The organism is Bacillus sp. NP157, assembly GCA_018889975.1.
GTDB lineage: Bacteria > Pseudomonadota > Gammaproteobacteria > Xanthomonadales > Rhodanobacteraceae > Luteibacter.
In genome coordinates, this window is sequence record CP076546.1 from 1,799,760 (window position 1) to 1,812,497 (window position 12,738).

Genomic DNA, 12,738 nt, shown 5'->3' on the forward strand with positions numbered 1-12,738 from the left:
CGACGGTGAAGGCGGCAACTACCCCGGCCCCGGGAACGGGGAAAACAGCAGGAACGCCGCCGGCATGCTGACCAGCACGGCCAGTACGATGCCGATGCCACCGCCGCGCGGGGTGGGCAGGGAATGCGAGCGTCGGCGCCCGGGTTCGTCAAGCAGACCCCTGCGCTGGGCGTAGGCGATGGCCGCCCGGACCGTCCCGAGCGACACCAGCAACGCGATGACGAGGCAGCCGGCGGCAAACGATCCGGCGCTGGCGGGCGTGGGGATCATTCGTTGGCGACGCCATGGATCGGCCGGACCGTGCCCCAGCTCTTGCAACTCGGACACTGCCAGTGATGTGCCTTTGCACCGAAGCCACAGCGGCTGCAGCGGTACATCGCCTGCCCTTCCAGCAACTTGCGGGTCAGGTCACGCAGGATCAGGTAGTTTTCGCGCGCTTCGCCAGAGACCTTGTCCATGGTCGCGTCGATCAGCGCCATCAGGCCACGCACCGACGGCCGCTTGCGCAGCTGGCCGGTAAGGAAATCGATCGCCGTGCGCTCGCCGTCGCGACCTTCGTACAAACGGGTCAGCGCGAGCACCGGCGAGATGCCGTGATAGCGGGTCATGATCTCGCGCAGGAAGTTTTCCGCGCGATCCATCTGTTGCGAACGCGCGTAGCAGTTCAGCAGCGGCGGCAGGATCTCGGGCACGAAAGCGATGTCGGCGGAAATGGCCGCTTCGTACGAGCGGATCGCCGCGTGCATGTCGTCGTCTTCGGACGACAGCCGGCCCGCGATCATGTGCGCGCGCACGCAATCCTTCTGGCAGGCGAACGCTTCGCCGATGTAGTCGCGCGCTTCGTTGCGCGCCCCATGCTGGCGGGACTGTTCGGCGAGCTCGCAGTAGAACTGCGCGATCATCGCCGACTCGTCTTCGCTGGTCATGGCCTCGAGACGGCGGGCGTGGTCGATCGCCTTGTGCCACTCGCGCTCGTGCTGGTAGATCGCGATGAGATGACGCAGCGCCGAAGGTGCCAGGGCATCCATGGCCACCAGGTCGGAGAACAACGTCTCCGCACGGTCCAGCAGCCCGGCGCGCATGTAGTCCTCGCCCAGCTCGAGCAAGGCCACCGTCTTCATTTCGTCGGACAGGCCCTGGCGGGAGACCAGGTGCTGGTGCAGGCGAATGGCCCGGTCGACCTCACCGCGCTTGCGGAACAGGTTGCCCAGCGCGAGGTGGGTCTCGACCGTGTCGCGGTTGTATTCGGCCAGGCGCAGGAATACCTCGAGGGCCTTGTCCTGTTCTTCGTTGAGCAGGTAGTTCAGGCCACGGAAGTAGTCCGAGGAGAGTTCGTTGACCCGCGCACCCGAGCGACTGGCGTCGGTGCGGCGGGCAAGCCACCAACCGCAGGCGAAGGCCAGCGGGGGGACGAGCGCCAGCAACCAGATCGGGTTCATGCGGTCTTCGCGCTGGCTACCTTGCGCTCACCGAGGGCTCGGCGGCGCTTGCGCTGGTGGGCGAACGAGGTGCCGACCCAGGCGGTGATCCCGCCGAGCACCCAGCCGACCAGAAGGAAGCCGAGCATGGCGCCGCCCTTGGGTAGTGCCCCCCGGGCGAAGCCGAAGTCGAACGGGACGAGGTCGGCGTTCAGTGCGCCGAATACGATGCCGGCGGCGGCGAACAGGAGCAGGAATAGTATGGCGATCAGACGCATCCGGCGACTGTACCCGAATCGTGATTGGCTTGGGATGGCAAGGTTCGGATTTCGTACAGGTTGATGGCCGTTAGTGCCCTGCCCGGCGTCTCGCGTTGCCCTGGCCTTAGCGCTCGGGCGTTCTGGCAGGACCAGCCCTTGGCGCCGCACAGCTCGTGTAGGAGCGCGCCTGCGCGCGAAAATCCTACGTAGCGGGGATGATGGGACCTAGTACACCGATTCATGCGGACGCCGTCGAATCAGATTGGAATGATGATCCTGGGCGCTGGGACCTGCCGTGTTCAGGCAATCCCCCATCGCGCGCAGGCGCGCTCCTACACAACCTTGCCGCCATGGTGAGGAAGAGCCCTCGGCGCCTACCCTCGAGGCGAGTTCGTGGCGGCGAGGGGGCCGGGCGGAAGAAGCCCGAAGGGGGCCGGCCACGATGGCCGGCCGTTCTTGTTGAGGCAGGATGCCGAATCAAGAACCTCCGCCCGGCACCCGGTGCGCGGCCGCAGGCCAATAGATAAACGGGCTGCGGAGCAGCCCCTCCCTGTCGCACGCCAGAACGCTGTCTGAGCAGCGAGGGTAGGCGCCGAGGGATCTTCGTGCGACCAAGTTCGAGCGCTGCGGGGAAATTGGGGATAGAGGGGACCCAATCGCGCGCAGGCGCGCTCCTACGGGGGGTGGGGGAGTCTGGTGGCGATGGCGTCCCAGAAGGCCTCGGGGAGCACGGCGCGGACGGGTACGCGCCACCAGTTCGGGCGGGCGAACGGCAGGCATTTCACGGCGTCCTTGTCGGTCATCAGCACCGGACAGCCATCCGCAAACGTCAGGTCGTCGCGGGTAAACGCATGATGGTCCGCAAACGGGTGCCCATCGACGGCGATGCCGTGCGCGCCAAGGCTGGCGAAGAAACGCGAGGGATTGCCGATGCCCGCCACCGCATGGGCTGGCCGGCCGGCGAAGTCAGCCAGCGGCGCACTCAGCGTCGGATCCTTCAGATTCACCGCCACGCCGCCTTCGAGCCGCATCGGCACCTCATCGCCGCGCGGCGTGCCGCCGTTGACCACGATGAAGTCGACCGTGCCAAGCCGTGCCGCCGGCTCACGCAACGGCCCCGCCGGCAGCAGATGACCGTTGCCGAGGCGGCGGTCGCCGTCGATGACGCAGATTTCCACGTCGCGGCCGAGCCGGTGATGCTGCAGGCCGTCGTCGGCCAGGATCAGGTCGCATCCCGCGTCGATCAGCAGCTGCGCCGCTTCGGGACGTTCGCGACCGATGGCGACGGGAATCTCGTAGGCACAGATGAGCGACGGCTCGTCGCCGACCTTCACCGGATCATCGTTCTCTTCGAGCAGGTACGGGCCACGTTCGGTGCCGCCGTAGCCACGGCTGACCACGCCGGGCCGGAAGCCGCGCTCGGTCATGGCCTGCGCCAGGGCGACGATCAGGGGCGTCTTGCCGGTGCCACCGATGGTGATGTTGCCGACCACCACCACGGGTACCGACAGGCGCACCACGCTCGAGGGATCGGCGCGGAACCGGTCCGCACGGCGACGTACCACGCTCGCATAGAGCGCCTCCAGCGGACGCGCCCAAAGCGGTGGCTGCCCAGGGGCATACCACCGTCGCTGCAACGACGCGCCGAGGGCCACGCTTAGCCCGCCGTGGCCTGCTCGTGGAACTGCATGCGATGCAGGGCCGCGTACTGGCCACCCTTGTCGAGCAGTTCACGATGGGTGCCGAGCTCGACCACCCTGCCCTGGTCCATCACCGCGATCTGGTCGGCGTGTTCGATGGTCGACAGGCGGTGCGCGATGACCAGGGTAGTGCGGTCACGCATCAGCCGGGTCAGCGCATCCTGGATAAGCCGTTCCGACTCGGTGTCGAGCGCACTGGTCGCTTCGTCGAGGACCAGGATCGGCGCGTTCTTCAGGATGGCACGGGCGATCGCGATGCGCTGGCGCTGGCCACCCGAGAGGGAATTGCCGCCCTGCCCGATCCGCGTCTGCAAGCCTTCGGGCAGGCGCTCGATGAATTCCATGGCATTGGCCGCCTGCGCCGCCGCCGTGATGTCGGCCTCGCTGGCACCCGCCATCTCGCCATAGGCGATGTTCGCGGCGACGGTGTCGTCGAACAGCACCACGTGCTGGCCCACCCACGCGATCTGCTTGCGCAGCGACGGCAGGGTGTACTGGGTGTAGTCGCGGCCGTCGACCAGGATGCTGCCCTGGGTCGGTTCGTAGAACCGCGGCAGCAGGCTGACCAGGCTCGACTTGCCGCTACCCGAACGGCCAACCAGCGCCGTGACCGTGCCCGGTGCGCAGGCCAGGGTTACCCCACGCAGCGCGACGTGGTCGTTCCGCTCATATACGAGGTGGATGTCCTCGAAGCGGATGTCACCCTTCGTGCGTTCCAGCACGACGGTGCCACGATCCACTTCCGGCGGCTGGTCCATGATCTCGAACAGGTCTTCGGCCGCGGTCACGCCCTTCTGCAGGCTGGCCTGGATGCCGGCCAGGCGCTTGAGCGAAGGCAACATACCGCCCATGGCGGTCAGGACCGAGGTGAAGATACCCGGGCTGATCGTGTAGAGGATGCTCGGGCGCGTGGCCAGGAACACCAGGGTCGCCAGCGCGATCGCGCCGGTGGTCTGGATGGTGGCGCTGGAGGCGGCACTGGTCGCGGAGACCTTCAGGTTGAGGCGCCGCTGGCGCTCGGCGATCTCGCCGAAACGCAGCGCTTCGCGATCCTGCCCGCCGTAGATGCGCACTTCGCGGTTCGCGGCGACGGCTTCTTCCACCGCGCTGGTCACCGTACCCATGTTGCCCTGGATGCGCTTGCTGATCTTGCGGTAGCGACGGCTGATCACGGTGACGATCGCGACCACGCAAGGCACCAGCACCAGCAGCGCCATCGCGAGGTAAGCACTCTGGTAAAGCATCACGCAGAGCATGCCGACGACGGTCAGGCCCTCGGTGAGCGCGACCTTCAGCGAATCCGCCGACGCGGCCGCCACCTGCTCACTGGTGTAGGTGATGCGCGAGATCTGCTGCCCGGATGGTTCGCGGGCGAAGAAGGTCGCCGGCAAGCGCAGGTACGCCGCGAACACATCGATGCGCATCGCCTGCACGACGTTGCGACCGACATAGGCGATGCCGTAGTCGGTGGCGTATGAAGCCACGCCGCGCACGGCGAAGATCGCGATGATCCAGATCGGCATCCAGAAAATCGTTTCCGGATTCTTCTCGACGAACAGGCCGTCGATCATCGGCTTGAGCGAACCGGTGAACACCGACAGGCAGATGGGATCGACGATCATGCCGATGATCGCGATGTAGCCCATGCTGCGGAAACGCCGGGTATAGCCGAGCAGGCGCTTGTAGGTGCCCCAGGTCTGGGCATTCCAGACCGACACCTTCTTTTGCCGGTCGCTCACTTCGCTGCCGCCGTCTCGGTGGGCGTGGTGGCGATCGACAGGCGGGTGAAGCCTTCCTGGCCCAGCGCGTCCATCGCGCGGACCACGTTCTGGTGCGGGGTCATGGCATCGGCGCGGATCACCACCAGGCGCTCGCGATCGGTGCCGGCGACGCGCTCGATCGCGGCCTTCAGCGGCTCGATGCCCTCGCCCATCACTTCGTCGCTGCCGACCGAGTAATGGCCCTCGCGGTCGACCACCAGGGTCAGCGCGTTGTCGGTGGAATCGCGCGCTTCGCTGTCAGCCTTGGGCAGGTTGACCTTGAGGCGCGAGTGCTCGACGAACGTCGTGCTGAGCACGAAGAACATCAGCAGGGTAAGCAGGACGTCGATCAGCGAGATCACGTTGATCTCGAAGTCGTCCTCGCGGCGGGCACCGATGCGCATGGTTCAGCCGGCCTGCTGCTGCGCGGCGGCTTCCGCCGCCGGACGGCGACGCGGGACCGGTGCGCGGGCCGAGAGATCGTCCAGCAACGCGGTGGCTTCCTTTTCCATCTGGACGACGTAACCGCCGACCTTCGAGCGGAAATAGCGGTGCAGCACATAGGCCGGGATCGAAACGACCAGGCCGAAGGCGGTGCAGATCAGCGCCTCGCCGATGCCGCCGGCCATCTTGGTCGGATCGCCGATGCCGCCGGCCATGACGCTCATGAACATGCGGATCAGGCCGATGACCGTGCCGAGCAGGCCGAGCAGCGGGCCGATCAGGGCGATGGTGCCCAGGGTGTTGAGGTAACGCTCCATCCGGTGCACCACGTGGCGGCCGGTGTCCTCGATGCGTTCCTTGATGATCTCGCGCGGGCGGTCGCGCACGGCCAGCGCGCCGGCGAACAGCTCACCCAGCGGCGAACCCTTTTCCAGGGCGGCCAGGTGCGAGGCGTCCAGCTGGGACGCGCGCGCCCATTCACGCACTTCCGCGCCCAGGCCCGGCGGCAACACGGCCGCACGGCGCAAGGCCCAGAAGCGTTCCAGCACGATCGCCAGGGCGACCAGCGAGCAGATCAGGATGGGCAGCAACGCCCAGCCGCCGGCAAGAAGGATCTCGAGCACGTCAACCCCAGGGGTACCTAAGTCAGGGCCGCATGATAGCAGGGCCCGGCCGACGGACTGAGGCGGCCTTCACATTGCCTGTAGGAGCGCGCCTGCGCGCGACAGGGGACCAGCCATGGGTCCCGGTCGCGCGCAGGTGCGCCCCGACAGTTTGGGGTGGGGTTAATTGCCGAAGTCGAGGTTCATCTGGACCCAGAGCTCGCGGCCGAGTGCGTTGTAGTCACCCACGTCGTAGTACGGCCAGTTGCCATTGGTGATGTCCTTCGGCGGGCGCTTGTTGAACATGTTGTTGACCGTGAAGGTCAGCGACGCCATCGGGTTGAAGCGGTAGGTCGCCGAACCGTTCCAGCGGATCCACGGGCCGAGGTTCTTCGCCGTGCCGGCGTTGTTCCACGTATGGCCGTCGCGCTGCCCGTACAGGGTGGCGCTCCAGTCGTTCTTCGTCCACGTGATATTGCCGTTGACCCGGCTCTTGAACTCGTCGGAGTTGGCGCAGCACAGGTAGTCGTAGGTCGGATCGCCCGCCTTCTCCTTGAAGGTGTGGGTCAGCGCGTCGTAGTAGCTCAGCCCGGCGACGAAATCGCCGAACCGCCCTGCCCGCCAGCGGTAATCGAGCTGGGACTGGATGCCGGTCTGGCGCTCCTTCGCGATGTTGATCGGGTAGGTGTCGACGCTGAGCACGGCGTTCGGATTCACCGCGTCGGTGGCCGAGCGACGCTGCACCTCGCCAAGCACTTCCTGGCAGGTCGGCGAGTTGACGTCGTAGTTGGTCTCGCCGTTCTCCGACACGCCCAGGCGGCAGTTGGCTTCCGTCTCCAGGATCTCGTCGTTGCCGAGGGTCTGCACTTCGTTCTTGATCAACACCGCGTTGTAATCGACCGACCAGCTCAGCGCGTTGTCCGAGGTGGACCAGACAAAGCCGTAGGTGAACGACTTGGCCGTGATGTCCTTCAGCTTGGTGTTGCCGTTGGACGAGGCCAGCACGCTCAGGCCCGACTGCGGGCATTCGTCGTAGTTGCTCGAGTTGAAGCCACCCAGGCGGCACAGGTAGTAGTCGGTCGCCTGCGAGTAGCCACTGGAGTGGGTCGAGAACAGGTTGAACATGTTCGGCGCGCGGAACGCCGTGGCGTAGCTGCCACGGAACAGCAGCGTGTCCAGCGGACGGTATTCCAGGCCCAGCTTGTAGGTGAGCTTGCCGTCGCCCTCGCCCGCGTAGCTGTAGCTGTCGTAGCGGCCGGAGATGTTGGCGGTGAGGCTCTGCAGCAGCGGGATGCGGAACTCCATGCCCGCCGCCTTCGAGTCGCGGCTACCCTTGGCCACCGTCGAACCGGCCTGGCCGCGGAAGTAGCCTTCGTCGGACAGCTCGCTGGACGAGCGATTCTGGAAATGCTCGTGGCCGCGCTGGGCGATGAAGGCCATGCCCACGTCACCGGCCGGCAGCGTGAACAGCGTCGGGTTGGTCAGGGTCAGGCTGAGGTTCTGGTTCCACGAGCGCGACGCCGCGCGGTTGGTATCGGTGAACTGGTTGAACAGCGTGCGGTCGATCGGCTGGTACAGGCGATCCAGGTTGGGCGCGTAGATCGGATAACCGTCCGGGTCCGTGCCCAGCTGCGAGCCGAGGTAGTAGTCGTCGACGCCATTCTGGGCCAGGAAGTCGGTGGACTTGCGGACCAGGGTCGTGTCGGAGCGGTTGAAGTAGAGGTCGTAGTCGAAACCGGTATCGAACAGCGGGCCCTTGCCACCCAGGGTGAAGTTATAGCTGTGGGTGAACACGTGCTGGTCCTGCGAATCCAGGCCCACTTCTTCCGGTCCGAAGATGCGCTGCCAGGTCTCGTACTGGTTGGTGTTCTGGTTGAGGAAGGTCTGGTTCCAGAACGGGCTGCCACCGGAATACGTCGGGTTGCTGTAGCTGTAGAGGATGTCCGAATACAGCTCGGTTTCCGGGGTGAGGTGGTAACGCGTGAACAGGCCGCCGTTGACGTCGGTTTCCTTGTTGCTCAGCGTCGTGTAGCTCACGTTGTTCGGCGTGCCGCAGTAATGGCCCAGCGTGCTGCCCGCGCGGTAGGCGTACTGGGTGCTGCCACCGTAGAGGTACGACAGCGGTGCGCAGGTGTCCGCGCCCGGATCGATGTAATGCGCATTGGCACCCACGACCGAACGCAGGAAGGTACGCGACGGCACCGCGCCCTTGCCGGTCGGATCGTCGTAATACGAATCGATGTAGTGGCGTTGGTAGGCCCACACCGGGGTCTGCTTCTCGACCTGGATGGCGCCGGAGACGTCGAGGTCACCCCAACGGTGGCCACTGCTCAGCTGCAGGCGCTGGTTCTCGCCGCCACCGTCGGAATAGCCACCCATGCGGAAGTTGAGGTGGGTGCCTTCGATATGGTCCTTCAGGACGATGTTGACCACGCCGGCGATCGCGGAGGAACCATACACCGACGACTGGCCGCCGGTGAGTACGTCGATGCGGTCGATCAGGCCGACCGGGATGTTGGCGATGTCGGTGATGTTGGTGCCGCCGTTATAGGCGAGCGGATAGCTGTTCATCGGCCGGCCGTTGAGCAGCGTCAACGTGTATTCCGGCGACAGGCCGAGCAGGCTGACCGTCTTCGCACCGGGCGTGAAACCGCCGGTGAACTGCCCGTCCTGCACCGAGCCATTGGCGACGGGTAGCGCGCGCAGCGCTTCGAACGTGCTGCCGAAGCCCTTCTGCTCGATGTCCTTCGCCGTGATGGTAATCGTCGGCGAGGGGCCTTCGATCTCGGCGCGCGGGATCAGCGAACCGGTGACGGTCACCGCCTGCATGCGCGTAGCCTTGTCCGGATCGGACGATGCCGCCTTGCCCTTCACCTTCACCGTCGCGCTGTCCTGGGCAGCCTGCGGGTCCGTGGACTTGCCGGTGGCGTCAGCCTGTTGCTGTCCCTCCTGCGTCGCGGCGGCCTGCCAGGCCTGTGCCGCGGGCGCCGCCAACAGCGACGCGAATACCAGGCTCAACGTCTTCAACTTCATCCTGCCTTCCTCCCAAAAAGTGGATACATCCGGTGTTTTTGAAGACAAACGCACCCTGCCGGCGCATCGCTGCGCCGGCGGTGGTTTCGCCTGTTGAGTGGCGCGCCTACTCCCCAGTAGCGCGCCGCCCCTTGTTGCCGCGATTACTTCGCGAGCAATTCCAGCTCAGCGACGGCGGCAGGGCCGTTGCTGTCGAGCGTGATGCGGTAGTGCGCGTAGGCGCCCGGCTTCGCGATGGCGAAGGCACGGGTCTGGCGGTGCCAGAGGAAGGCCTCGCCCTGGCGCTGGTCGAGGACCTGCCAGTGCTTGCCGTCAGCGGAGCCTTCCACGGTCCAGCCGGTGGGCGCCGTCGCGGTGGCGCCGGAGCTCAGCGTGTACATCGATACGGTGGCGGACTTCGCGAGGCGGTCGACGATCACCGACTTACCGGCCGGCAGCGCCAGTTCGGTACCGGAATCGTTGTCCACGGCGGCCGCCAGTGTGTCGCTCTTCTTGCCGGCGAGGGTGAGGTCGGCGGCCTGCATCACGTCATGCAACGGTGCCGGCTTGCTGCCTTCGGGCGTGATCGATGCCGGCAGCGCGTCGGCGCCCGCACCCCAGTTGGACGGCGCCGGGCCCATGGTGAATTCCAGCGTCGCGCCCTTGGCCAGCAGCTCGTGCGGCAGGGTCAGCTTCGTCCACGGCTGGCCGTTGACCTTCAGCGACTGCACGTAGCGATTGGTATCGCTGACGCCCGGCGCCTTGATGTCCAGCGTGGCGCCGTTCTCCAGCTTGATGGTCATGTGCGGGAAGTACGGCGCGCCGATCACGTATTCCGGCGTGCCCATGCGCAGCGGGTAGAAGCCCGTCGCACCGAACAGCCACCACGCCGACATCTCGCCGTTGTCTTCATCGCCCGGGTAACCCTGGCCGATTTCGCTGCCGACGTAGAGGCGCGACATCGCATCGCGCAGCTTGTCCTGGGTCTTCCACGGCTGGCCGGCTTCGTCATACATCCAGATGATGTGGTGCGAAGGCTGGTTCGAATGGCCGTACTGGCCCATCCGCACATCGCGTGCCTCGAGCATTTCGTGGATCACGTCGCCGTAGTCACCCACGTCGAAGTTGCCCGGCGCGTTGAAGAACGCATCGAGCTTCGCACCGAGCTGCTCGCGGCCGCCGTACAGGCCGGCCAGGCCGGCGCCGTCCTGCGGTGCGTCGAAGGCCATGTTCCACGCATTGGTTTCGGTGTAATCGCCGCCCCAGCGGATCGGGCTGAAATCCTTCGCCGTCCAGCGCCACTTGCCCGCGGCGTCGCGGGCGACGAAGAAGCCCGTGTCGGTGCTGAACAGGTTGGCGTAGCCGACCGCGCGGGCGCGGTACCACTGGGCGTCGTCGGCGTAGTTCTTGTAGCTGCCCGCGTTCGCGCTGTCGGTGGAGAGCGCCTGGGCAAGGTTGGCGATGCCGAAGTCGTTGATGTAGCCGGCGGTCGACCAGGACAGGCCCTCGTGCACCTTGTCGTCGGTGTAGCCGTTGAACAGCGAGCGCTCGATGCCCTTGCGGCCAGCGCCCTTGATGTCGCTGACGGCCGACGCGTTGCGAATCGCCGACAGGTAGAAGTTCGCCACGTCGAAGTTACGCACGCCCTTCAGCCAGGCATCGGCGAAGGCGACATCCGAGCTGGTGCCGACCATCAGGTCGGCGTAGCCCGGCGAGGTCCAGCGGGCGATGTAGCCGCCGTCGCGGTACTGCTGCACGAAGCCGTCGATCATCTGGCCCGCTTCGGTCGGCGTGAACAGCGTGTACGCCGGCCATGCGGTGCGATAGGTGTCCCACAGGCCGTTGTTGACGTAGGGCTTGCCGTCGACGATGCGCGCACCGGTGTGGGTATCCGTGTTCTCGCCGGTCGCGGCCGAGAACGGGCTGGCGTACTGCCACTTCGGCGCGTCCTTCGTGCCGGTGTTCTCGTAGGCCTGGTTCGGGTAGAGGAACAGGCGGTACAGGTTCGAGTAGAGGATGGTGCGCTCGTCGCGGCTCGCGCCTTCCACCTCGAAACGACCCAGGCGATCGTCCCAGGCCTTGCGGGCACGCTCGCGCACGCTGTCGAAGGTATCGGTGGCGGCGATTTCCTGGCCGAGGTTGGCCTTGGCCTGGTCGATACCGATCAGCGACGTCGCGATCCGCATCGTCACCTGCTTGCCACCCTTCTTCGCCGTGTCGAAGCCGAACCACGCCGAAGCCGCGTCACGCTTCTCGCCGGTGAGACGGCCGCTCTCGGACACCGGATGGTCGAACTCGGCGTAGAAGAACAGGCGCGTTGCGCCGGTGGACAGGCCACTCTTCACGTCGGACCAGCCGTGGATCGAACGACCCGACGGATCGATCTCCACCGACGCCTTGTCGTTGAGGTTGTCGAACACCAGCTGGGCGCGCTTGCCGGTGAAGGTGAAGCGAAACATCGCCGCGTGGTCGGTCGGGGTAATTTCGGTGCGAATGCCATTGTCGAAGCGCACGCCGTAGTAATCCGGGTGTGCGGTCTCGTTGTCGTGGCCAAAGGCCAGCGCGCGGGTCTCACGCTTGAGCGCAGGCGCGCCGCTCTCCGCCTGTGCCGGCATCACCTGGAAGGTCTGCCGTTCACCCATCCACGGGCTGGGCTCGTGCGACAGGCTGAAGGCTTCGATGCGCGGACGGTTATCCGCACCGTTGCGTTCCTGGTACTGGTACAGCCAGTTCGAACCGGAGTTGGTGACCGGCGTCCAGAAGTTGAAACCGTGCGGCATCGCCACGGCCGGGAAATTGTTGCCGCGTGAGAAATTCGGGTTAGCGTTGGAACCGCGCCGGGTGTCAACGAAGTCGGTGGGATGGTTGCCGGGCAGCGGCGCGGCCGCGCCGATGCGAACGTCGTCGATCCAGCCTTCGAAGGCCTTGCCTGACGGTGCATCGGCGGACAGTTCGATCGCCTTGACCTTGCGGCCCTTCGCGACGGCGCCCAGATCGACGCTCACGTAGTTCCACTGGTCCGGATAAAGCACGCGGCCGAGGCCCTGGCCCTTGGCCGTGGCTGGCACGCGATGCTGGTCGACCGCACCGAGGGTCGACAGCTTCGAGCCGTCGTCGAAGACGACATCGACGCTCACGTAGTTGGACGGGTTGGCCAGGTCGTTGCCGTTCGATCGCGGGAACACCAGCCACGACAGCACGGTGTCCTGGGCGACCGGCACCGCGGCATCAAACAGGCGCGCGGTGAGCGGCGTGCCAGTGGATGTGCCGGCGTAGTGCAACGAATGGGTGCCGGTGAAGCCGACGTCGGCCTTCGCGGTGAGGATCGCCTCAGCGGGCGGGCCGCCTGCGATTCGGACGTCCAGGCCGCCAAACGGCGCCGCGGCAAGGGCGGGATCCCCCGCTTCGAACGAGCTGTGGAAGCCCTGCGTCGCTGCCAGCGCGCCCGTCGGCGCAACGATTGATGCCACCGCGAGGGCAAGCGCCGCCCTGCTCCATGCCAGCTTCGGTTCGCCCACGCGCTGTTCCCCTACGTTAATGGA

General features: G+C 66.3%; 9 protein-coding genes. All 9 read right to left on the reverse strand.

Annotated elements, in window-relative coordinates; translation table 11 throughout:
• Window positions 1-18: 18 nt before the first annotated feature.
• The 9 genes from KPL74_08070 to KPL74_08110 all read right to left on the reverse strand — a co-directional run bounded on the left by KPL74_08070 (window position 19) and on the right by KPL74_08110 (window position 12,714).
• On the reverse strand, window positions 19-270 hold the full coding sequence (locus KPL74_08070) for a hypothetical protein (protein ID QWT21948.1): 252 nt from the start codon (window positions 268-270) through the stop codon (window positions 19-21).
• On the reverse strand, window positions 267-1,439 hold the full coding sequence (gene lapB, locus KPL74_08075) for a lipopolysaccharide assembly protein LapB (protein QWT21949.1): 1,173 nt from the start codon (window positions 1,437-1,439) through the stop codon (window positions 267-269). Before lapB ends, KPL74_08070 begins: the two co-directional genes overlap by 4 nt.
• A complete protein-coding gene (locus KPL74_08080; protein QWT21950.1) occupies window positions 1,436-1,696 on the reverse strand; it encodes a LapA family protein in 261 nt (86 codons plus the stop codon). The genes lapB and KPL74_08080 overlap by 4 nt, the downstream gene beginning before the upstream one ends.
• Before the next feature lie 656 nt (window positions 1,697-2,352).
• Window positions 2,353-3,243: a tetraacyldisaccharide 4'-kinase gene (gene lpxK, locus KPL74_08085; protein ID QWT21951.1), complete on the reverse strand. Its 891-nt coding sequence runs from the start codon at window positions 3,241-3,243 to the stop codon at window positions 2,353-2,355.
• A gap of 92 nt (window positions 3,244-3,335) precedes the next feature.
• Window positions 3,336-5,117 carry a lipid A export permease/ATP-binding protein MsbA gene (msbA, locus tag KPL74_08090; protein ID QWT21952.1) on the reverse strand — a complete coding sequence of 594 codons (1,782 nt, stop codon included), beginning with the start codon at window positions 5,115-5,117 and terminating at the stop codon, window positions 3,336-3,338.
• Window positions 5,114-5,542 carry a biopolymer transporter ExbD gene (locus tag KPL74_08095; GenBank protein QWT21953.1) on the reverse strand — a complete coding sequence of 143 codons (429 nt, stop codon included), beginning with the start codon at window positions 5,540-5,542 and terminating at the stop codon, window positions 5,114-5,116. The genes msbA and KPL74_08095 overlap by 4 nt, the downstream gene beginning before the upstream one ends.
• Window positions 5,543-5,545: 3 nt before the next feature.
• Window positions 5,546-6,205 carry a MotA/TolQ/ExbB proton channel family protein gene (locus KPL74_08100; protein QWT21954.1) on the reverse strand — a complete coding sequence of 220 codons (660 nt, stop codon included), beginning with the start codon at window positions 6,203-6,205 and terminating at the stop codon, window positions 5,546-5,548.
• Between the two features lie 162 nt (window positions 6,206-6,367).
• Window positions 6,368-9,217, reverse strand: a complete 2,850-nt coding sequence (locus KPL74_08105; GenBank protein QWT21955.1) for a TonB-dependent receptor — start codon at window positions 9,215-9,217, stop codon at window positions 6,368-6,370.
• A 143-nt stretch (window positions 9,218-9,360) separates the two neighbouring features.
• Window positions 9,361-12,714, reverse strand: a complete 3,354-nt coding sequence (locus tag KPL74_08110; protein QWT21956.1) for a GH92 family glycosyl hydrolase — start codon at window positions 12,712-12,714, stop codon at window positions 9,361-9,363.
• Window positions 12,715-12,738 lie beyond the last annotated feature (24 nt).